Origin of the sequence: Enterobacter sp. CC120223-11, assembly GCF_900215375.1 — a bacterium.
Lineage (GTDB): Bacteria > Pseudomonadota > Gammaproteobacteria > Enterobacterales > Enterobacteriaceae > Scandinavium.
Genome location: NZ_OBEF01000002.1, coordinates 280,976 through 303,206, shown reverse-complemented (window position 1 = coordinate 303,206; position 22,231 = coordinate 280,976). Strand labels below are relative to the sequence as shown.

Below are 22,231 nucleotides of genomic sequence, written 5' to 3'. Positions count from 1 at the left end.
GATGACACCAAAAACGCTATCATGCATAATCGTGCAATATCAAGAAAATTCACTTGGACAAATACGATGCTTGCCAGCCAGCGAAAACAGCAGATTTTGCAGATCCTGAATGCGGAGAAACAGGTTCACTCCGGCGAACTGAGCCAGCGCTTTGGTATTTCAGAGGATTCTATCCGCAGGGATTTGCGCGAACTGGCCGCCGAAGGGCTGCTTCAGCGCGTGCACGGCGGCGCGCTTCCCGTTTCGGATGCCATCGCCCCGTTTGAAACACGCAAAAACGTGCAAAACGGGAGCAAACAGGCCGTGGCGCAAAAAGCGGCGAAGATGATTCAGCCAGGACAGGTTGTGATCATCGACGGTGGAACCACAACCTGTGAGCTGGTGCGCCATCTGCCGACAAACCTGTCCTTCACCGCCGTCACCCATAGCCCTACGATTGCCGTTGCTTTGGCCGATCTTCCTCAGGTGGAGGTGATTTTAATTGGCGGCGTACTGTTCAGGCATTCGGTGGTGACGATGGGAGCAGCGATGCTGGAATCCATCAGCCGGATCAATGCCGATCTCTTTTTTATGGGTGTCACGGGTATTCATCCTCAGGCCGGGCTAACGACGGGTCACTACGAAGAAGCCTGCGTTAAACGTGCGCTTGCCGGGCGTGCCGCCGAGACAGTAGTGATGGCATCACAGGAAAAACTCAACAGCGCATCGGCCTTTGCTGTCGGGGAGTTAAACCTCGCCAGCACGCTGATCGTGGAACAGCAGCCAGACGCGGCTCTGCTGGCAGCCTGCCAGAAAATGGGGGTGACGGTCATTTAAGCATTGAGCCCCTCAGCCTGACGCGCTAGCATGATCTTTTCTTCAGGGAGCGCGTATGAGCCTGTTTCAACAGCTAAAAACTTCGCTTTGTGCTCTGTTCCGTGGGCGCTACGCGTGGCCAGGACTCGACGTCACGCTGCCGGGCGGGCAGCTGCTGCATCTGGTCGGCAGCATTCATATGGGCACCCGCGATATGGCCCCACTGCCGCCGCGGCTGCTGAAGATGATTCAGCAGGCGGATGCGCTGATTGTTGAAGCGGATATCTCCGGGAATGAAACCCCTTTTCGCGATCTTCCGTCTTATCCACCGCTTCGGGAACGTTTAAGCGAATCCCGGTTTCAGCATCTGGAAACCCTGACCGAAGAACTTGGCCTGTCAATTTCGTTGTTTGATTCGCAGCCGCTGTGGCAAATCGCCATGGTATTACAGGCAACACAGGCGCAGAAACTGGGCTTACGCCCCGATTACGGCATTGATTATCAGTTGCTGAACAGCGCGCGTGAAACGCAGCGTCCGGTGATTGAGCTGGAAGGTGCGGAAAGCCAGATAGCGCTGCTGCGTGAGCTGCCGGACGGCGGCCTCTCGTTGCTGGAGGATACCCTGACCCATTGGCACACCAATGCGCGTTTACTGCAGATCATGATCGGCTGGTGGATGGAGCAACCGCCCGGTGAGACGCCCACGCTGCCGAATACCTTCAGCCATTTGCTGTATGACGTACTGATGCATCAGCGCAATCTGGCGTGGTGCGAGAAACTGCACGCTCTGCCGCCCGGGCGTTACGTGGTGGCCGTCGGGGCGCTGCATTTATACGGGGAAGGAAACTTGCCATCGATGCTGAAAACGAGGCCAGGATAAAAAAGCGGCCAATATTTCTATTGGCCCGTCAAAGAGGAATTTCATCTTTATTATTATCCCGAAGTTTACACTTCGGATCTTTCGATTGTCGCTCAAAGTGACCATCACTGCCAACACAATTGCGCAAGATAGTACTATTTTTTCGACAATCTCCAGGCGTATTCTGGTTACCGTTCACTCCGGTTGTAAGAAGGATGATTATGACGCCCGCCGTTAAGTTACTCGAAAAAAACAAAATTGCTTTCCAGATCCACAGCTACGATCACGATCCCGGTGAAACCAACTTTGGCGATGAAGTCGTGCGCAAGCTCGGGCTGAATGCCGACCAGGTTTACAAAACGCTGCTGGTGGCGGTGAATGGTGATCTGAAACATCTGGCCGTGGCGGTAACGCCGGTTGCCACCCAGCTTGATTTGAAGAAAGTCGCCAAAGCCTTAGGGGCCAAAAAAGTCGATATGGCCGATCCGATGGTTGCCCAGCGCACCACCGGCTATCTGGTGGGCGGCATCAGCCCGCTCGGGCAGAAAAAACGCCTGCCGACGCTGATCGACGCCCCGGCCCAGACCTTCGGAACCATTTATGTTTCCGGCGGCAAGCGCGGGCTGGATATCGAATTAGCGGCGGGCGATCTGGCGAAAATGCTGGATGCGAAGTTTGCGGATATTGCACGGCGGGATTAAACGATTGCCCGGTGGCGCTACGCTAACCGGGCCTACGATAGTGTAGTAGTAGGCCGGGTAAGGCGAAGCCGCCACCCGGCATTTGTCATCTTACTGCCAGCTCACTTCCCCTTTCGGTTCGTAAGCATTCACATCCAGCGGCGAGTTCTGCTCGATGTACTGCTTCAGCACTTCGGCGTCGATAAACCCGGTGTTCACGTAGCCCGGTTTGGTGTCGATGCGAGGATAGCCATCGCCGCCGGTGGCGTTGAAGCTCAGCGTCGCCATGCGGTAGTTTTTGTTGGGATCAACCGTCTCGCCTTTGATTTTCAGGTCATTCAGCTGGCCACCTTTCGCCACAAAGCTGACGTTGGCGAACTGCGGATAGGCGCCTGAGTCCGGCTTCATCTGCGCAACCGCGGTCAGGTAGTCCGTCACCTCTTTGCCGGTCATATCGACGTAGACCACAATATTGCCGAACGGCTGAACCTTCAGCACGTCTTTATAAGTGATTTTGCCCGCCTCGATGGAATCGCGGATCCCACCCCCGCTCATCACCGCAAAGTCAGCGTTGGTTCGAGCCATCTGCGCGGCGAGAAGCAAATGTCCCATGTTGGTCTGCACGAAACGCACTTTGCTGCGATCGCCTTCAAGATGGCCATTCACTTCACCCACTTTTACATCCAGCTGCGCTTTACCTTTATTCTGGAACGGCGTCAGCAGCGACAGCATCTGCGGGTTCTCCGGGATCTGCGGCGTGTAAAGTACGCGCTCACTCTGCCCGTTGTCGTAGGTGATTTTTTTCTTCAGGTTTACGGGGATCAACTGATAATGCACCAGTTTCATTTCGCCGTTGCGGAACTCGAAGTCTGCACGCCCCACGTATTTACCCCACTCGTGGGCCTGCACAATCCAGATGCCGTTTTGCTTGTCCGGTGCGCAAGGCGTGCCCGGCACGTAATCAACCTGCTTTTTGTTTTCAGAGGCCATGCAAACCGGATCCTGTGAGTGACCACCCACAATCATCGCCAGCGCTCCGGCAGGCAGGCTGCGGGCCATTTCTACGTCGCCCGGCGCGTTCGAACTGTGGTTGCCGTTGTCGTAATGCCCCATGTGCGTGGCGGCGAGGATCACGTCCGGCTTCTGCGTCTGCTTAAGCTCCTGAATAACCAGCTTCGCTTCTTCCGCCGGGTTACGGAATTCAATGTCGGTGAAGTTTTCAGGGTTGCCGATCTTCGCGGTGTCGTCGGTGGTTAGGCCAATCACGGCAATTTTCAGCCCCTGGCGATTGAACAGCGCCCAGGGTTTAAACAGGCGCTCGCCGGTGCTTTTCTGGTAAATATTGGCCGAGAGGAAGGGGAATTTAACCCACTTTTCCTGCTGACGAATAACGCTGAGCGGGTTATCAAACTCGTGGTTGCCGACGGCCATCGCATCGTAGCCAATCAGATTCATACCGCGAAAATCGGGTTCCGCATCCTGCAAGTCAGATTCCGGCACGCCGGTGTTGATGTCGCCGCCGGAGAGCAGCAGCACGCTGCCCCCTTCTGCCGCCACCTCTTTACGGATGCCGTCCACCAGCGTTTTTTGCGCCGCCAGGCCGTATTCACCGTACTCGCTGCGCCAGAAATGACCATGGTGATCGTTAGTATGCAGGATGGTGATTTTGTAGGTTTTGTCCTGCTCATAAGCGCTGGCCTGCAGGCTACCCAGCAGACCCGCTGCCAGCATCGCCAGCACCACGCCGCGTTTCAACAATGTCATGACTCTCTCCCTGAATAAATATCAACTGCCGAAATTACAGTGAGTAACAAGCATAGACAAATATGTTTTCAGAATTGAGACTTTCTTCAAACGCCTGAGCCAGTTATCTTAGTCTGATAATTATTACAGATAAGACTTTCCTCATCGTCGCTATCGCTCAAACAACTAAGTGAACTTCTATGGCAATCAGTGAAACCAGTCCGACGCTGCCCGGCAGCGCTGCGCCGAAGCCCAAATCGAAAACGTCCTTTGGCATTCTCGGGGCAATCAGCCTTTCCCACCTGCTCAACGACATGATCCAGTCGCTGATTCTGGCGATTTACCCGCTGCTGCAATCTGAGTTTTCGCTCACCTTCGTGCAGATCGGCATGATTACGCTTACCTTCCAGCTCACCTCTTCGCTGCTTCAGCCGGTGGTAGGTTACTGGACAGACAAATACCCGATGCCGTGGTCGCTGCCGATCGGCATGTGCTTTACCCTAAGCGGGCTGGTGCTTCTGGCGATGGCAGGCAGCTTCGAAGCCGTGGTGATCGCCGCAGCACTCGTCGGCACCGGTTCATCAGTCTTCCACCCTGAATCTTCCCGCGTGGCACGCATGGCCTCCGGCGGGCGACATGGCCTGGCCCAGTCGCTGTTCCAGGTCGGCGGCAATTTTGGCAGCTCACTGGGCCCTCTGCTGGCGGCACTGATTATCGCCCCATACGGCAAAGGGAACGTGGGCTGGTTCGTGCTGGCGGCACTGCTGGCGATTGTTGTTCTGGCGCAAATCAGCCGCTGGTATGCCGCGCAGCACCGCATGAATAAAGGCAAACCTAAAGCCACGATTATCAATCCGCTGCCGCGGAACAAGGTGATCCTCGCCGTTTGCGTGCTGCTTATGCTAATTTTCTCCAAATACTTCTATATGGCGAGCATCAGCAGCTATTACACCTTTTATCTGATGCATAAGTTTGGATTATCGGTGCAAAACGCGCAGTTCCACCTGTTTGCATTCCTGTTTGCCGTGGCTGCGGGAACCGTGATTGGCGGGCCCGTTGGCGATAAGATTGGGCGTAAATATGTGATTTGGGGCTCTATCCTTGGTGTTGCCCCCTTCACGCTTGTTTTACCTTATGCTTCGCTTGAATGGACCGGCATTCTGACGGTGATCATTGGATTTATCCTCGCATCAGCGTTTTCCGCCATTCTGGTCTATGCTCAGGAGCTGTTACCTGGGCGAATTGGCATGGTTTCCGGTTTGTTCTTCGGCTTCGCATTCGGGATGGGAGGCTTAGGGGCTGCGGTTCTCGGCGTGGTTGCCGATCACACCAGCATTGAAGAGGTCTACAAAATCTGTGCTTTCCTGCCATTATTGGGGATGTTGACCATATTCCTGCCAGACAATCGTCATAAAGAGTGAAAACCCTGCCGCCAGATTGTAATTCTGGCGGCAATCTCCCTGTGATTTACCTGCATTTATAGCCTTTAACATCCTCACTTTTCCCATCTGTGCGCTTTTTCGCTTTAATTCCATTTTTCTTCAAAATTCAACAATTATTCATAAACGAAATGGTTAAATCTGTCATAAACTATTACACGGGTTTTTGGCATTCTCGCCAGAAATGGATCCCTGCCAGCCACGAAAGGAGACGGAATGCACCACGCCACACCGCTGATCACCACCATTGTAGGGGGGCTCGTCCTCGCCTTTATCTTCGGAATGATTGCCAACAAGCTGCGCATTTCGCCTCTGGTGGGTTATTTGTTGGCCGGTGTGCTGTCAGGTCCGTTTACACCCGGCTTTGTGGCCGATACCAAATTAGCGCCAGAGCTGGCGGAGCTTGGCGTCATCCTGCTGATGTTCGGCGTCGGCCTGCACTTCTCCCTGAAGGATTTGATGGCGGTAAAGGCCATCGCCATTCCCGGCGCGATTGCCCAGATTGCGGTGGCAACGTTACTGGGTATGGCGCTTGCGGCAGGATTAGGCTGGTCGCTAATGACCGGCATCGTCTTTGGTTTATGCCTCTCCACCGCCAGTACCGTGGTGCTGCTGCGCGCGCTTGAGGAGAGGCAGCTGATAGACAGCCAGCGAGGGCAAATCGCTATCGGCTGGCTGATTGTGGAAGATCTGGTGATGGTCCTGACGCTGGTCATGCTGCCGGCCATTGCCAGCATGATGGAACAGGGCGACGTTGGCTTTGCCACCCTCGCGCTGGATTTGGGCCTGACGATTGGTAAAGTCATCGCGTTTATCGCCGTCATGCTGCTGGTTGGCCGCCGTCTGGTGCCGTGGATCATGGCGCGCAGCGCCGCTACCGGCTCCCGCGAGCTGTTCACCCTTTCCGTGCTCGCGCTGGCCTTAGGCATCGCTTTCGGTGCTGTTGAACTCTTCGACGTCTCCTTTGCGCTCGGCGCGTTCTTCGCAGGCATGGTGCTGAATGAATCCGAATTGAGCCACCGCGCGGCCCACGACACGTTGCCGCTGCGCGATGCTTTCGCGGTGCTGTTCTTCGTCTCCGTCGGCATGCTTTTCGATCCGATGGTGCTGGTGAATCAGCCGCTGGCGGTGCTCGGCACGCTGGCAATCATCATCTTCGGCAAATCCGTCGCCGCCTTTATTCTGGTGCGCTTGTTTGGGCACTCTCAGCGCACGGCGCTGACCATCGCCGCAAGCCTTGCGCAGATTGGTGAGTTCGCCTTTATCCTTGCCGGGCTCGGCATGGCGCTGAATCTGCTGCCACAGGCCGGGCAGAACCTGGTGCTGGCGGGGGCAATTCTGTCGATTATGCTCAATCCTGTGCTGTTCGCGGTGCTGGAAAAATACCTCGATAAAACCGAAACCCTCGAAGAGCAAACGCTGGAAGAGGCGCTGGAAGATGAGAAACAAATTCCGGTTGATATCTGCAACCACGCGCTGCTGGTCGGCTTTGGTCGCGTTGGCAGCCTGCTTGGTGAAAAACTACTGGCTCAGGGCATTCCACTGGTGGTGATTGAAACCTCCCGCACGCGCGTGGACGAGCTGCGTGAGCGCGGCATTCGCGCGGTATTAGGGAATGCGGCAAGCGAGGAGATCATGACCCTGGCGCATCTGGACTGCGCCCGCTGGCTGCTGCTGACCATTCCGAACGGCTACGAGGCCGGGGAGATTGTCGCCTCCGCCCGCGAGAAGTGCCCAAATATTGAAATTATCGCCCGCGCGCATTACGACGACGAAGTGGAGTACATCACCGAACGCGGCGCGAACAAGGTGGTTATGGGCGAGCGAGAAATTGCCAATACGATGCTGACGCTGCTGGAAAGCCCGCCGGTGGGCGAAGCGGTGACGGGTTAATTCATATTGCCTGCTGGCGCTCCGCTTAGCAGGCCTACAAAAAACCGTAGCCCCGGCAAGCAGAGCGCCGCCGGGGAAATCTTACCTATCCCAGTAAGCTTCTTCCAGGCTGTCTTCCCGCTCCGGCAGGCCTCGCGTCAAGCGTGGTGAATGCTGATTCAGCACCTGATAGCTCACCCTGTTGGCATACTTACATACCTGCGCCAGCGACGAATAGGTCAGCCAGGTGAACGAATGCTTGCTGGAGTTCGGCACGTTGTTACGGTGGTAGTTATTCGCCGTAATGTCGTGCAGCAGCGCCGCCAGCGCGCCGTCGCCCGCGCCGTTGGTGTTCATGATTTTCTCAGGCCCGCCCATGTACGGCGCGATGTGGGAATAAATGCGCAGCGGATGCTGACAATCTTTATGACGCATTGCGCGGCTGAACTCGTACTGGTTAAATTCAGCAATCGCCCCTGGCAGCAGCGGATGCTGGGTCAGACGCTTCTTCTCTTCCTCAGTGAAGCCTGCCATATACAGCCCGACCGGCCCGGCGGTACATAAAACCAGGTCGACCCAGTCCAGCGCCTTGTCGGAGGCCAGCAGCGGATCGGCAATGCCAGTAAGCGCTTCTGCCTCTTCCTCGTTCATTGCCAGGATCGACACGTGCTCCTTCAGGAACGCCTGCCACCATTCAGGGTTATCGGCGATAACGAATTTCGTGCCAAGCGTCAGGACCACCGGCACGTCGTGTTTTTTGGCGTATTCGATGGCCTTCATGGTCGCATCCGGCATCGGCTCGCCCGGTTTGCAGCGTACGAGGTAGGAGGTGAGCACCAGCGCAGAAGCCCCGGCGATAACCTCTTCCGGAATACTATCGGCACGCAGCTGATTCATGTGGCCAGGGCTTATCGCAAAGGTGCGCTCGCCGCTGTCGCTAATCAGCGTGAAGCAACGACCTATCGGGCCGTTCACGCCCTGCAAGTAGTTCAGATCGGTGCGGCTGGAGGTGTTGCAGAGATAGCGATAGGCATATCCGCCGATTTCGATGTTGCCGCACATCACGCCGAGCAGTACCGAACGGTCGTCTGCCAGCACGGAGTAATTGTGCATCGTGTTGCCGATGGTGCCTCCGGCAAACTGATGGGTGATCAGGTTCTCGCGAACCAGTTCCTGGTAAAGCGCTTCCGCCACGTCGTCTTCAATCACCAGCGAATGGCCGCTGCTGAGGCCGTAGCGGGTCACAAAAGCATCGTCAACTTTGGCTTCAATATCTACCAGAGTCTGGTCGATACCGACGACCCAAGAAGTGCCGGATTCGGCTTCAGGCTGGATTTGCTGCAACAGCGGGTCGCGGGCGTTAACGGGGAAATAGTGCTTGGACTTGCGTTTACCGGGAAATTTCATGGGCTGCGATCGGGTGGCTGTGAATAAGCGAAGAATAGTAGCATATTCCCCGCTTATTCGCTGCTTCCCGCACGCTTAGCGGTACGGCGCGGTGAGATTCACCATCATCTCAATATGTTCGGCATTCGCATTGAGCGCGGGAATGTATTCATACTTTTTGCCGCCCGCCTCAAGGAAGAACTCTTTATTCTGCACGGCGATTTCTTCCAGCGTTTCCAGGCAGTCTGCCGAGAAGCCCGGGCACATAACCTGCACGTGCTGCACACCTTTTTCGCCAAGCATCTTCAGGGTTTCATCGGTGTAGGGCGTGAGCCACGGCTCGCGACCAAAGCGCGACTGGAAGGTCATCATCACTTTGTCGTGAGGGATGCCGAGCGCGGAAACCAGTTCGCGAGTGGTGTCGCGGCAGCGCTGTGGATAGTCGTCGCCTTCATCGGCGTAACGCTGCGGAATACCGTGATAGGAGAGCAGCAGCACGTCCGGCTCGCCGTGTTCGGCAAACGAGGCTTTGACGCTGCTGGCCAGCGCCTGGATGTAGTCGCTGTCGTCGGCGTAATCACGAATAAAAGAGACACCCGGAATACGGCGTCGTTTCGCCAGAATACGCGCCAGCTCATCCCACACGGCGGCAACCGTTGAGCAGGAATATTGCGGATAAAGCGGCAGCACGACGATATGGTCCACATCCTGCGCCAGCAGTTCCTCTACAGCACTCTCCAGCGACGGCGAACCGTAGCTCATCCCCAATGCCACAGGCACGTCTGGCAGGCGCTTCGCCAGCGCAGCCTGCTGACGACGACTGTAGACCATCAGCGGCGAGCCCTCTTCCATCCACACTGACTGATACAGCTTTGCCACGCGCGGAGAACGCAGCGGTAAAATCACGCCGCGCAGCAGCGGCCACCACAGCGCGCGTGGCGTATCCACCACGCGGGAATCGCTCAGAAACTGGCGCAGATAGCGTTTGACCGCTTCAGGGGTGGGCGCATCGGGCGTGCCGAGGTTCGCTAACAGAATGCCGGTTTTGGTCTGACGCATTACCGCCTCTTAACTGGGTAAATGGCTGATAATTGTAGCGGAAAAGAGAGAAAGAAGAACTAATTGCTGTGAGAGGTGCCGGTGAAGGGTGATTGATGGCGCTGATTGCCCGGTGGCGGCTAATGCCTTACCTGGCCTACACATGCATCGTAGGCCGGGTAAGCTTACGCCACCCGGCAATTACCGCGGTATTAGCCGAGGATTTTAGCCAGTTCAGCGCGAACGTCAGCCACGGCTTTGGTGCCGTCTACTTTGGCGTATTTAGTGTTACCCGCCTGCGCTTCTTTGGAGTAGTAGCCGATCAGCGGCGCGGTCATCTGATGGTATTCCACCAGGCGTTTGCGCACGGTTTCTTCCTGATCGTCTTTACGGGTGGTCAGCTCTTCGCCGGTCACATCGTCTTTGCCTTCCACTTTTGGTGGATTGAATTTGATGTGGTAAACGCGACCAGAGGCGGCGTGTACGCGGCGGCCAATAATGCGGTCAACGATCAGCTCGTCCGGTACGTCGAACTCCAGGACGAAATCTACGTTGATGCCCGCTTCTTTCATGGCGTCTGCCTGCGGAATGGTACGCGGGAAGCCGTCGAGCAGGAAACCGTTGCGGCAGTCTTCCTGCGCAATGCGTTCTTTCACAAGGGCAATGACCAGTTCATCGGTCACCAGCTTGCCAGCGTCCATGATGTCTTTCGCCTGCTTACCCAGCTCAGAGCCTGATTTGACTGCGGCGCGCAGCATGTCGCCGGTGGAGATTTGCGGAATACCGTACTTCTCCATAATGAACTGCGCCTGAGTTCCTTTACCCGCGCCCGGAGCGCCAAGCAGAATAATACGCATTGCGGAAATCCCCTCAAATGTTGGTTCAATTTTTCAAAAGCGCTAAACGATACCACCAGACGGCGGCTCGCTCAAGGAAGGCGGGACGGCTGAAACGGTTAACGGGGGGATAATCTTTATTGCGTAGAGCATTTTCCCCTCACCCCGGCCCTCTCCCCAAAGGGGCGAGGGAGAAAACAGCACTCATGTCAGTCTCCTCTTCCCAAAGTGGCAAAAGAGAAAACAGGGCTCAGGTCAGTCCCCTCTTCCCAAAGGGGCAAGAGAGAAAACAGGGCTCGGGTCAGTCCCCTCTCCCTTTTAGGGAGAGGGTTAGGGTGAGGGTAAAAATTACGAGACCAGAAGCTGATTCATACGCTTGATAAACAGGTTCGGATCTTCCAGCGTGCCGCGCTCGGCGAACAGCGCCTGATCCAGCAGCAGCTCAACCCATTCGCCAAACTGTGCTTCGTCCTGAGTATCGGCGGCGCGTTTTACCAGCGCGTGGTCCGGGTTCAGCTCGAAGATGTACTTCACTTCCGGCACGCTCTGGCCCGCCGCGGCAAACAGCTTCGCCATCTGGGTGCTCATTTCGTCCGCTTCGGTGGTGACGATCGCTGGCGTGTCAGTCAGGCGATGCGTCAAACGTACCTCCTTCACGCGCTCGCCCAGCAGGGTTTTAACGCGTTCGATAAACGGCGTCAGCGCTTTTTCTGCTTCTTTGGTGGACTCATCCACTTCATCGGCGAGCTTATCCAGAGATTCATCGGTTTTAGCGACGGACTGGAACTGTTTGCCATCGAACTCGGTCAGGTAGCTCATCATCCACTCGTCGATGCGGTCGGAAAGCAGCAGCACTTCGATGCCTTTCTTACGCAGCAGTTCGAGGTGCGGGCTGCTCTTCGCTGCCGCGTAGCTGTCGGCGGTGATGTAGTAGATCTTCTCCTGCCCTTCCTTCATGCGTGCCACATACTCTTCCAGCGACACGGTCTGCTCGGAAGAATCGGTGTGCGTGGAAGCGAAGCGCAGCAGCTTAGCGATGGTCTGCTGATTGGCAGAATCTTCCGCCGGGCCCTCTTTCAGCACGAGGCCGAACTGTTTCCAGAAGGTCTGGTATTTTTCCGCGTCGTCTTTGGCCAGCTTCTCCAGCATCTGCAGGGCGCGTTTGCTGAGCGCGGTACGCAGATTGCGGGTGACGGTGCTGTCCTGAAGAATTTCACGGGAGACGTTCAGCGGCAGATCGTTGGAATCCACAAGGCCACGCACGAAGCGCAGGTAGTTCGGCATGAACTGCTCGGCTTCATCCATGATGAACACGCGTTGCACGTACAGCTTCAGGCCGTGCTTGTGATCGCGGTTCCACATATCCCACGGTGCCTGCGCCGGGATGTACAGCAGGCTGGTGTACTCCTGCTTGCCTTCCACGCGGTTGTGGCTCCAGGCCAGCGGGTCGGTAAAGTCGTGGGCAATGTGCTTGTAGAACTCGTTGTACTCTTCGTCTTTGATTTCAGACTTGTTGCGGGTCCACAGCGCCTGAGCTTTGTTGATTTTTTCCCAGGAGACGACAGTTTCGCCGTCCACTTCTTCAGTTTTCTCAATCTCGACCGGCAGCGCGATGTGATCGGAATATTTGCTGATGATCGAACGCACGCGCCAGTCGTTGAGGAAATCGTCTTCGCCTTCGCGCAGATGCAGGGTGATTTCGGTGCCACGATCGGCTTTGGTGATGTCGGCGACGGTGTATTCACCCTCACCTTCGGATTCCCAGAACACGCCGTTTTCAGCGCTGTCGCCCGCGGCACGGGTGCGCACGGTGACTTTGTCTGCCACGATGAACGCGGAGTAGAAGCCAACGCCAAACTGGCCAATCAGCTGGCTGTCTTTCGCCTGATCGGAGCCCATGGATTGCAGGAAGGCTTTGGTGCCGGACTTGGCAATGGTGCCCAGGTGATCGACCACGTCGTCACGGTTCATGCCGATGCCGTTATCGGCGATGGTCAGGGTGCGTTTTTCTTTATCAAAGGATACGCGCACGCGCAGGTCGCCGTCGCCTTCGTACAGAGACGCGTCAGACAGCGCGCGGAAACGCAGCTTGTCCGCCGCATCGGAGGCGTTGGAAATCAGCTCGCGCAGGAAAATTTCTTTATTTGAATAGAGAGAATGGATCATCAGGTGCAGCAGCTGCTTCACTTCTGACTGGAAACCGCGAGTTTCTTGTCCTTTCATCGGAAAATTCCTCAATGCCAAAGTAAACGGAATAAAAAAGCGTTGAGGGGGAGATGGGGTTGGAGGGAAATATTTTCAAGCACGAGGAGATAAATCTCCTCCCGCCTGGTTAAAAACGAATCTTGTGGCGCCCGGCGAGAGAATGCGACAGCGTGGTGCCGTCAACCATTTCCAGCTCGCCGCCGACCGGCACGCCGTGGGCGATGCGGCTGGCTTCAACGCCATATTGCCCACAGAGCTCGGCAATATAGTTGGCGGTCGCTTCCCCTTCCACCGTTGGGTTGGTGGCGAGGATCACTTCCTGCATCTGCTCGCTGCTCAGGCGCTGTTCGAGCCTGTCGAGGCCGATATCATCCGGCCCGATGCCGTCGAGCGGCGACAGGTGGCCCATCAGCACGAAATAGCGGCCGGAGAACTGCCCGGTTTGCTCAATGGCGTAGATGTCCGCTGGGCTTTCCACCACGCAAATCTGGCCGTTTTCCTGACGACGCGGGTTCGAACAGATGTTGCAGACGTCCTGTTCGGTAAACGTCCGACAATCGGCACAGTGGCCGATTTCGGACATCGCCCGGGTCAGCGCCTGCGCCAGGCGCATTCCGCCGCTGCGATCGCGCTGCAGCAGGGTGAACGCCATACGCTGCGCCGACTTCGGACCGACGCCCGGCAGACAGCGCAGCGCTTCCATTAACTGGGTTAACAGAGGGCTGGTCTGCATCAGAACGGCATCTTAAAGCCTGGCGGCAGCTGCATTCCGGAGGAAACAGAAGCCATTTTCTCTTTCTGGGTTTCTTCGATGCGGCGCGCGGCGTCGTTGAACGCAGCAGCGACCAGATCTTCGAGCATATCTTTGTCATCTTCGAGCAGGCTCGGGTCAATCTCAACGCGACGGCAGTTGTGCGCGCCGTTGATGGTGACCTTCACCAGGCCTGCGCCAGACTCACCGGTCACTTCCAGTTGAGCGATCTCTTCCTGCGCTTTCTGCATTTTTTCTTGCATCTGCTGGGCCTGTTTCATCAGGTTACCCAGGCCGCCTTTTCCACCAAACATAGGCTTATCTCTCAGTCAGTCATGTTAATAGGTTCAACCGTAAGGCTGACTTACGGTCAAATGGGTCGAATACTCTCTTCATCCAGATCCGCATCGAAGAAGCGGCGCAGGGTCTGGATGTTATTATCGGCACTGATGGCTTCGCGCGCCTGCGCGAGCTTCTCTTCGTAAATGGCCTGACGCCACTCCAGCGGCGTGAGCACCGCCGGATTATCATCTTCCAGGATGGTCAGTTCAACCGCCGTACCGTTTAATTCGCTCAGCGCGTCGGTCAGGACCTTCTGTGCACTGCCGTTGTTCAGATGACGCTGGGCCGGACGCAGATGCAGGCAAATTGCTGCCCCGTTCTGCTCTTTCCAGGCGTTGAGCGCTACCTGCTCTACCAGTTTAGGCAATTTCATGCGGCTGATTTCTGCCGCCCAGCCGTCGCGTTCGAGGGATTCCACCGCAAGCTTCGCGGCAAGCTCCGGCGTTTTCTCATGCTCCAGCGCTTTTTTCAGCGCTTTCGGGGTGGCGACTTCTTCCTTCACCTCTTCAACGACGGTGGTCGCCTTCCAGCGGTAAGCTTCTTTTTTCTTTGGCTGCTGCTCTTCCAGCGCCGAAGGAGACGGGCGCGCCTGAACGCGTTCCGTGACCGAGGCCAGTCTCTCCAGCGCAGCACTGTTCACCGGCCGCGCGCGGGATGCGGGGGCCGGTTCACTCTTTTTTGCTTTGGGTGCTCCCTGAGCGCGCAGCAGCTGGCTGCGGGCCGCCAGCACGGAGCTGGTGGAGTCCGGCAGCGCTTCACTTTGATACGCAGGCGGAGCAGAGACGGGCTGCTGCTGAACCTGCGTCGGGTGCATCACCGCCGTGGGCGCTACGGGCGCGAACGACTGGGGCTGAACCTCAGGCTCGGGCAGCGGCTGCCGGGGATGGAACGCCAGCGCGCGCAGCAGGGTCATTTCGATGCCCATTCTGCGGTCCGGGGCATACGGCAATTCTTTGCGGCCCACCAGCAGCGTCTGATAGTAGAGCTGAATATCGGCTGGCGGCACGGTTCGCGCCAGCTCGCGCATACGATGTTCGACGGCGGCCATGTCGCTGCCGAGCGCAGACGGCGACAGCTGTACCATCGCAATGCGGTGCAGCAGGCTTTGCATTTCCACCAGCAGCGCTTCCCACTCAATGCCGCGGGAAGCGGCTTCGTGGATAAGCGACATCACCTGTTCGCCGTTGGCGGCCACCAGCGCTTCAATCAAGGAGAGCGCCTGATCGTCGTCCAGGGTGCCGAGCATGGTGCTGACCGCTGCGGCAGTCAGCTGCCCGTCACCGCTGGCGATGGCCTGGTCGGTGAGGCTTAACGCATCGCGCAGACTGCCATCGGCAGCGCGGGCCAGCAGCTGTAGCGCACGTGGCTCCGAAGCAATGTGCTCCTCGCCAAGAATATGTTCCAGCTGCTCGCGGATCTGATCGACGTCGAGCGCTTTGAGATGGAACTGCAGGCAACGGGACAGGATCGTGACCGGCAGCTTTTGCGGATCGGTGGTCGCCAGCAGGAATTTGACGTGCGATGGCGGCTCTTCCAGCGTTTTCAGCAGTGCGTTGAAGCTGTGACGCGAGAGCATGTGGACTTCATCGATCAGGTAGACCTTGAAGCGGCCACGGGCTGGCGCGTACTGCACGTTATCCAGCAGGTCGCGGGTATCTTCGACTTTGGTGCGCGAGGCGGCGTCAATCTCAATCAGATCGACAAAGCGGCCCTGCTCGATTTCACGGCAGTTATCGCAGACGCCGCACGGCGTGGCGGTGATGCCGCTTTCACAGTTCAGCCCCTTCGCCAGCAGACGCGCGATGGAGGTTTTCCCGACGCCGCGGGTGCCGGAAAACAGGTACGCATGATGGAGTCGACCGGACGCCAGGCCGTTCGCCAGTGCGGTCAGCACATGTTCCTGGCCGACGACGTCAGCAAAGGTTTGTGGTCGCCATTTTCGGGCTAAGACCTGATAACTCATTGGCAGGCTCTGCAACGCTGGAAGGTGGAATACAGGAGGGTAATGCTAACATAGCCTCGCGGATACGGCGAGGCTATGTAGTGGGGATTTGATCAGTGTCCCGGGAACGGCACCAGGCTGTAACAGGTGATGCCCTGGCTTTCCAGGCGCTGCTCACCGCCCAGATCGAACAGATTGATGATGAAGGCCGCGTCGGTCACTTCACCGCCGAGACGACGAATCAGCTTCACGGTCGCTTCGATGGTGCCGCCAGTGGCCAGCAGATCGTCGACAACAAGCACTTTATCGCCCGGCTGGATCGCATCAATGTGGATTTCCAGCTGATCGGTGCCGTATTCCAGCTCATAGCTTTCAGCGATGGTTTCACGCGGCAGTTTGCGCGGCTTACGTACCGGCACAAATCCTACGCCCAGCGCCAGCGCAACCGGTGCACCAAACAGGAAACCACGCGCCTCAGTACCCACCACTTTGGTGATGCCCATGTTCTTATAACGCTCGGTCAGCAGTTCGATGCTGAGCGCGTAGGCTTTCGGGTCTTCCAGTAAACTGGTGACGTCGCGGAAAAGAATGCCAGGTTTCGGATAGTCCTGGATGCTTTTGATGCTGTTTTTCAGAAATTCAAGCTGCTGTGCAGTTGCGGTCATAGGTGTATGCCTGATTAAAACGGTGTAACTCACAAGGCGCATTTTGCTGAGGGTCAAAATTACATTTGATTAACCTTTAACCAGCTTCGCCCGTGCTCGAAAACGCCAGAATGTACTGGCACTCATCGTTAAATGCAATAACCTGGACACGCATTATTATTTTTGTTGTTTTGCATCAACCACCGGGATGCGCCATAAGAAAATCAGCAGGCAGGCGAGGATGCCTAGCAGCAAAAAGCGAACCCAGACGATTTTGATGAACCACAGTGAAATGGCGAAGGTCACTATGGTGATGACAATGGCACGCGGCTTCGCACCTGGAGGCATCGCTTTATACTGCTGCCAGTGGCGCAGATAGCCGCCAAACCACGAGCGGTAGAGCAGCCATGCGTGAAAACGTGGCGAAGACTGCGCGAAGCACCAGGCCGCCAACAGAATAAATGGCGTGGTTGGCAGCAGCGGTAAAAACACGCCGATCGTGCCTAACGCTACCGCCAGCCAGCCAATGATGTTTAGAATGGTCCGTTTCATAGTGAGAATAGTTATCAAACTGAACGGCAAATGTAGCACAGGCACGGGAGAAAAAGATGAAAACTGACCTGTTACTGCAATCGCTGGCGACGCAGCTTTCACGGCTTGAAGCGGAGGTGGCGCCGATGGCGTTTCACGCCACCCTCGGTCCGCGTTTTGACAGGCAGCTCTTTCGTACCCAAAGCACTTATTTACAGGCGTGCGTGGAAGAAGCACGCGGGAACCTGAAGGCACTCCGCCAGGCCGTTGAACATAAGCAGATTGAGCAGGTGCAGTGGCTGGCCGAGCGCCTGGTGGCGCAGCTTGAAGCCATCGCCCGTGAAAGTACCGCCTGGTCACTGCGCGGCTGGGATAACGGATCGCCCGCCCTGACGCGCTGGCAGCGAAAACGCCTTCAGCATCAGGAGTATGAGCGCCGTCTTCTGGCGATGACGCAGCAGCGGCGTCAGCTGCTGGCACAGGCGACGACGCTTGAGGATCAGCAGCGCCTTTCACGGGAGGTGGAGGCGTTCAGCGCCAGGCTGACGCGCTGTCGCAGCGCGCTGGAAAATATTGAAAACGTACTGGCGCGGATGACGCGCTGACAGGAGAAGCTATGTCGCTGGAGAACGCCCCGGACGATGTCAAACTGGCCGTGGATTTGATTATGCTGCTGGAAGAGCACGCGATTGCACCCGAAACGGTGCTGAGCGCGCTGGAGATGGTAAAACGGGATTTCGAGCGGAAGGTCCTGAGCGCGCCCTCTCCCCGGACCTCTCCCTGAGGGAGAGGGAGAAAACAAAAGCCGCACTATTTAGTCCCCTCTCCCTTAAGAGAGAGAGAAAACCAAAGTCGCACTATTTAGTCCCCTCTCCCTTGAGGGAGAGGGTTAGGGTGAGGGGGAAAAGTCGCAGATCAGCTCTGCGCAGGCGTCGGATCGTCACCCTTCACGTCGCGCTTCACTTCCGTCACTTCGTCACCCTTTTCATTGCGCAGGTGCACTTCGAGCTGATTGAAGGCGATGTTAATGCCGTTTTCACGACAGAGTTTGTCGATGGTGCGGTTGAGTTCATCCACCGTATAACTGCGATCGCGCAGTTCACGGACGTATAAACGCAGTTCGTGATCGAGCGTGCTCGGCCCGAAGAGGGTGAAGAACACCGCAGGCTCAGGATCGTGCATCACTTTTGGATGCTCCGACGCGGCTTTCAGCAGCACTTCTTTGACCTTATCCAGATCCGATCCATACGCCACGCCGAGGCGGATCACCACGCGGGTGATGGTATCGCTGAGTGACCAGTTGATCAGACGCTCAGTCACAAACGCTTTGTTCGGAATGATCACTTCTTTACGGTCGAAATCAGTGATCGTTGTGGCACGAATACGGATCTTGCTGACCGAGCCTGAGAAGGTGCCGATCGTCACCGTATCGCCGATGCGCACCGGGCGTTCGAACAGGATGATCAGGCCGGAAACGAAGTTACCGAAGATTTCACCGAGGCCAAAACCAAGACCGACCGACAGCGCTGCCGCCAGCCATTGCAGTTTATCCCAGGAGACGCCGAGCGAACCGAACACCGTCAACGCGCCGACGGCGATAATGACGTAGTTAAGGATCGTGGTAATAGCGTAGGACGCACCCTGGCGCATCTTCAGCCGCGAAAGCACCAGCACTTCCAGCAGACCCGGCAGGTTGCGGATCAGCGCCCAGGTAACGACTGCCGCAATCAGCGCAAACAGCAGACTGCCAAGGGTCACGCTTCGCATGACTTCGGCCCCGGCCTCCGTTACGTTGTAGTGCCACAGCGTAATGCTGTCGAGGTAGGCGAAGACGGTGATTAAGTCGGACCAGATGGCCCAGAACATCACGCCGAACAGCGCCACCATCACCAGCATGGTGATGCGCAGCGTCTGCTGGTTTACGTCTTCCAGCGCAATGGTTGGCTCTTCCTGTGGTTCAGCCCCTTCCGCGCCCTCTTTCACCAGATGCTGACGGCGCGCCAGCGCACGACGGTAGGCAATGCGGCGGGCCGCAACGCTCAGGCCGCGCAGAACCGTCTGATAAATCAGGTTCCACAGAATGACCAGATAGACGGTTTCAATCCAGCGTCCGGCAAGGCGCAGCGTGGTATAGAAGTAGCCCGTGGCGGTAAGCACCAGCAGCGCAATCGGTACGATAGCGAGCGTGGTAATAGTGACGAGGCGCAGGCTGTGTGACTCTTTATCACGCCAGCTGTCGCGGCACATCGGCCACACCAGCACGGTGATAAGCAGCAGGTTGAGGAAAATAGCAAACTGACCGAGCACGTCATCCATCAGGTGCAGGGGCGACAGTTCAGCCTCAACGGACCAGAAGTGCAGCGGCAGCAGCGCCAGGCTGACGCGCACAATCTGACGACGCCAATGGCTGGTGAGCTGCGGCGGCATGTTGAAGTGCGACACCGCCACGCCGTTCTTTTCCAGCACTTTCCAGCACAGGCCGAAAATCAGCCAGAACAGCGCCAGTTTTTTACTGAACGCCCACAGCAGGTCGCTGACGTTTAGCTGCATGGTCAGCAGGATCAGCCCGACCGCAAGAATAATCATGACTATCGGCAGCGCACGAATCAGGTCGATCAGAATCGCTTTCGGCGTGTGCAGCTGGCTGTCATTGCGCAGTTGTCCGACTTCCGAGGCCAGCTTTTGCTGATAGCTTTTCAGCCACGACAGCCGCCAGCGAATCAGCCCGGCAATCAGCAGCAGAGGAAGCCCCGCCAGAAACGCAACAAACACCGCCGGCCAGGCCTTCTCCCAGTTGACGGTGATGCTCATTTTACTGAACTGATCTTTCAGCGCTGACGGGAAGGATTTCACCCAGTCCCAGTCCATCGGTTTATTGCTGTTCACCCAGAAAATCTGCTGCGTGAGGATAGAACGCAGGCTTTTCGAGACGCTCATCAGCTGCTGCTGATTGACCTGCAGGTTGATGGCCATCATCAGCTGGTTACCCAGCTGTTTGTTCATCTGATCCAGCAGTTCGCGGCGCATATCGACCACCTGGGTCAGGGCATCGGTCACTTCGGCAGTGACATCGCTGCTGTGTCCCTCTTCCAGCTTCGCAACGTAGTCTTCATTCTGGAACAGGGCATCGCGTTGCTGGTTTATTTCGAACTGCTCCAGACGCAAATCCGCAATGCGGTTGGTCATGTCTTCCAGTTCGTCCGCAGACGGCAGCGTTTGCTGCTCCTGATAGAGGATGCGCGACAGCAGCAGGCTGCCTTTAAGCATGGAAATCTGTTCTTTGATATTGCGTTCCGACTGCAGGGCGCGATCGAGCCAGGTTTTGACACGAATGTTTTGCTGCACCAGCTGGTTGCCGTTTTCCGTCGCCTTGATCAACCTTTCGCTCAACTGGTGATTAACGTCCAGCTCCTGCTTTACCAACGGATTAGCCTGAATGCGGGCCGCATCGTCGGGGGAAACGGCTTCCTGCGCGGTTTTTTCTGTCAGCGTCAGCCGCTTGCTGTTAACGGCTTCCTGCAACAGCTGGAGCTGATGCTGGAGTCGGTTACTGTTGGCCGTCACAAAATCGCGCTGCTTTTGCAGGGTGTCCTGCAATGTGGTGTTCCCGGCGAGACTTTTACGCTGCTGATCGAGCTCGGCATTCAACAGCACCTGTTGCACCAGCAGCATGGTTTGCTGCGACGGGCGCAGCGCACCTTCACCGACGGTAGTGCCATTCAGGCGATTGCGAATTTGCTGCAGCTGCTGTGAGACGGTGTACATCGCATTTTGTACGCGCTCAGGCTGCGTTTGCAGGGACACCAGCTGACTGTTGTAGGTCGCGAGATCGTTTTGCGCCGCCTGAAGCTGATCGAGGACGTCACTGATTCGCGCTTCCAGCTGGCGGACGGAGAGTTGATTGAGCGTTTTACGCGTTTCGTCATCGTTATCCACGTCGCTCAGGGCATTCAGACTCTCGGTGGCCTGGCGCATTTTGGCGGGAGCCTGGTCTATCTGCACCTTGAGTTGGGCTGTTTCGTCTTTGATGCGGTCGATTTTATCGAGCAGCTGCAGGGTATCCGACAGATCCTGCTCGACGAGTTTATCCTGCGGCGTGAGCTCTTTTTTCTTGGTCAATGCGGTGAGCTGTTTTTGCACATCGGCGCGATCGGGCAGGTCGTTTGGACTCTGTGCCCGAGCCAGGCTGGAGCCCATCGTGGCAAAGAAAAAAATCAGTACGACGATTAATGCGGAGAGTGGTTTCCGCCAGAATGAGTTGTGCAGCATAGTGTCAGCGTGAGTGAGTTCAGGGCCGGAGCGCCGGGAGAAAAAGCTTGCGCAGAATAGCACTTATCCCGACCGTCGAATAGCACCCGGCATTCGGAAAATTCTTGGTCTATTCTTACGTCGAATTCAGGCCGCTGGCGTAGCCCGCAGCGTCGGACAGAACTGGTACATTTCGATAAGAATCGCAACGTAATGTCTGGCTTCACTTTTCAGATCGAAGGTGTCAGGTGAGAACAGCCAGTTCTCCACAATACCGGAGATGTAGCTGCGCATCAGAATGGCTGCCCTTCGCGTCAGCAGAGTGGCGGGGAGTTGCCCTACCCGCGTACAGTCTTTGAGTGCTTCTTCGATGCGGTCATAACTTTCCAGACAAAGATCGCGTTGAGCCTGCTGAACCACCGCCATTTCACCCACAAATTCACATTTGTGAAAAATGATCTCCATCATCAGTCGACGGCGCTCTTCAATCACCGTAGCTTCAAGAATATAGACTAGAATCTCCCTAAGAACTGAGAGTGGATCGTCAGGGAATTTTGCCCGATACTCTGCTTCAAGACTGCCGATGCTGGATTCTGAGATCTGCCAGATTTCACTGAATAAGTCTGATTTGTTCTTGAAATGCCAGTAAATTGCACCGCGGGTGACACCTGCCGCTTTTGCAATCTCGGCCAACGAGGTGGATGATACCCCCTGTTGAGAAAACAAACGCAGGGCAACATCGAGAATGTGTTGCCGTGTTTCCAGCGCTTGTTGTTTAGTTTTTCGTGCCATAGGTTGGTGAATTTACAGAGGTTAGATTTACATACATTTGTGAATGTATGTACCATAGCACGACCATAATATAAAGCAGCAATGGGTTTGTGGACATTTGTTCCACTGATCAATTTGAAATCGGACAC

19 protein-coding genes and 1 other annotated feature are annotated in these 22,231 nt (G+C 56.4%); of the genes, 7 read left to right on the top strand and 12 right to left on the bottom strand.

All coding sequences use genetic code 11. The annotated features are described in order from the left end of the window. Positions 1–66: 66 nt before the first annotated feature. The 3 genes from CRO87_RS03660 to ybaK all read left to right on the top strand — a co-directional run bounded on the left by CRO87_RS03660 (position 67) and on the right by ybaK (position 2,355). Positions 67–816 (top strand): DeoR/GlpR family DNA-binding transcription regulator, encoded by a 750-nt coding sequence (locus CRO87_RS03660; RefSeq protein ID WP_097161566.1) that lies wholly within the window; start codon positions 67–69, stop codon positions 814–816. Positions 817–871: 55 nt separating this feature from the next. After that, complete coding sequence (locus CRO87_RS03655) at positions 872–1,675, top strand: TraB/GumN family protein (RefSeq protein ID WP_097161565.1); 804 nt, start codon at positions 872–874, stop codon at positions 1,673–1,675. Between the two features lie 200 nt (positions 1,676–1,875). Beyond that, positions 1,876–2,355 carry a Cys-tRNA(Pro)/Cys-tRNA(Cys) deacylase YbaK gene (gene ybaK, locus CRO87_RS03650; protein WP_097161564.1) on the top strand — a complete coding sequence of 160 codons (480 nt, stop codon included), beginning with the start codon at positions 1,876–1,878 and terminating at the stop codon, positions 2,353–2,355. Positions 2,356–2,445: 90 nt separating this feature from the next. On the opposite strand, the gene ushA is transcribed toward ybaK, so the two are convergent. Next, positions 2,446–4,098: a bifunctional UDP-sugar hydrolase/5'-nucleotidase UshA gene (gene ushA / locus CRO87_RS03645; RefSeq protein WP_097161563.1), complete on the bottom strand. Its 1,653-nt coding sequence runs from the start codon at positions 4,096–4,098 to the stop codon at positions 2,446–2,448. Between the two features lie 179 nt (positions 4,099–4,277). On the opposite strand from ushA, the gene CRO87_RS03640 reads away from it, so the two are divergent. Both CRO87_RS03640 and ybaL read left to right on the top strand, forming a co-directional pair. Then, on the top strand, positions 4,278–5,498 hold the full coding sequence (locus CRO87_RS03640) for an MFS transporter (RefSeq protein ID WP_097161562.1): 1,221 nt from the start codon (positions 4,278–4,280) through the stop codon (positions 5,496–5,498). Positions 5,499–5,732: 234 nt separating this feature from the next. Continuing rightward, positions 5,733–7,409 carry a YbaL family putative K(+) efflux transporter gene (gene ybaL, locus CRO87_RS03635; RefSeq protein WP_097161561.1) on the top strand — a complete coding sequence of 559 codons (1,677 nt, stop codon included), beginning with the start codon at positions 5,733–5,735 and terminating at the stop codon, positions 7,407–7,409. Between the two features lie 81 nt (positions 7,410–7,490). Here ybaL and CRO87_RS03630 read toward each other — a convergent pair whose 3' ends face one another. The 9 genes from CRO87_RS03630 to CRO87_RS03590 all read right to left on the bottom strand — a co-directional run bounded on the left by CRO87_RS03630 (position 7,491) and on the right by CRO87_RS03590 (position 17,084). Then, positions 7,491–8,795 carry an inosine/guanosine kinase gene (locus CRO87_RS03630; RefSeq protein WP_097161560.1) on the bottom strand — a complete coding sequence of 435 codons (1,305 nt, stop codon included), beginning with the start codon at positions 8,793–8,795 and terminating at the stop codon, positions 7,491–7,493. Between the two features lie 75 nt (positions 8,796–8,870). After that, positions 8,871–9,833, bottom strand: coding sequence for a ferrochelatase (hemH, locus tag CRO87_RS03625; RefSeq protein WP_097161559.1), 963 nt, complete (start codon positions 9,831–9,833; stop codon positions 8,871–8,873). 191 nt (positions 9,834–10,024) lie between these two features. After that, positions 10,025–10,669: an adenylate kinase gene (gene adk / locus CRO87_RS03620; RefSeq protein ID WP_097161558.1), complete on the bottom strand. Its 645-nt coding sequence runs from the start codon at positions 10,667–10,669 to the stop codon at positions 10,025–10,027. A 327-nt stretch (positions 10,670–10,996) separates the two neighbouring features. Next, positions 10,997–12,871 (bottom strand): molecular chaperone HtpG, encoded by a 1,875-nt coding sequence (gene htpG / locus CRO87_RS03615; RefSeq protein WP_097161557.1) that lies wholly within the window; start codon positions 12,869–12,871, stop codon positions 10,997–10,999. Between the two features lie 109 nt (positions 12,872–12,980). Then, complete coding sequence (recR, locus tag CRO87_RS03610) at positions 12,981–13,586, bottom strand: recombination mediator RecR (RefSeq protein ID WP_097161556.1); 606 nt, start codon at positions 13,584–13,586, stop codon at positions 12,981–12,983. Further along, positions 13,586–13,918, bottom strand: coding sequence for a YbaB/EbfC family nucleoid-associated protein (locus CRO87_RS03605; protein ID WP_097161555.1), 333 nt, complete (start codon positions 13,916–13,918; stop codon positions 13,586–13,588). The genes recR and CRO87_RS03605 overlap by 1 nt, the downstream gene beginning before the upstream one ends. A 56-nt stretch (positions 13,919–13,974) precedes the next feature. Beyond that, positions 13,975–15,909, bottom strand: coding sequence for a DNA polymerase III subunit gamma/tau (dnaX, locus tag CRO87_RS03600; RefSeq protein ID WP_097161554.1), 1,935 nt, complete (start codon positions 15,907–15,909; stop codon positions 13,975–13,977). After that, positions 14,581–14,645 (bottom strand) — a sequence feature (DnaX frameshifting element). Its footprint overlaps the gene before it by 65 nt. A 92-nt stretch (positions 15,910–16,001) precedes the next feature. Next, positions 16,002–16,553, bottom strand: coding sequence for an adenine phosphoribosyltransferase (gene apt, locus CRO87_RS03595; RefSeq protein ID WP_097161553.1), 552 nt, complete (start codon positions 16,551–16,553; stop codon positions 16,002–16,004). Between the two features lie 156 nt (positions 16,554–16,709). Continuing rightward, the gene (locus tag CRO87_RS03590; RefSeq protein ID WP_097161552.1) at positions 16,710–17,084 is read right to left on the bottom strand and encodes a DUF454 family protein; all 375 of its coding nucleotides are present in this window, start codon (positions 17,082–17,084) and stop codon (positions 16,710–16,712) included. A 56-nt stretch (positions 17,085–17,140) separates the two neighbouring features. On the opposite strand from CRO87_RS03590, the gene priC reads away from it, so the two are divergent. Then, positions 17,141–17,668 (top strand): primosomal replication protein N'', encoded by a 528-nt coding sequence (priC, locus tag CRO87_RS03585; RefSeq protein WP_097161551.1) that lies wholly within the window; start codon positions 17,141–17,143, stop codon positions 17,666–17,668. Between the two features lie 11 nt (positions 17,669–17,679). Then, entirely contained in the window at positions 17,680–17,847 is a 168-nt protein-coding gene (gene rsmS / locus CRO87_RS03580; protein WP_097161550.1) for a pleiotropic regulatory protein RsmS, read from the top strand. Between the two features lie 131 nt (positions 17,848–17,978). Here the strand turns inward: rsmS and mscK are convergent, their stop codons facing one another. Further along, entirely contained in the window at positions 17,979–21,332 is a 3,354-nt protein-coding gene (gene mscK / locus CRO87_RS03575; RefSeq protein WP_097161549.1) for a mechanosensitive channel MscK, read from the bottom strand. 126 nt (positions 21,333–21,458) lie between these two features. Then, positions 21,459–22,103 (bottom strand): multidrug efflux transporter transcriptional repressor AcrR, encoded by a 645-nt coding sequence (acrR, locus tag CRO87_RS03570; protein WP_097161548.1) that lies wholly within the window; start codon positions 22,101–22,103, stop codon positions 21,459–21,461. Between the last annotated feature and the right edge of the window lie 128 nt (positions 22,104–22,231).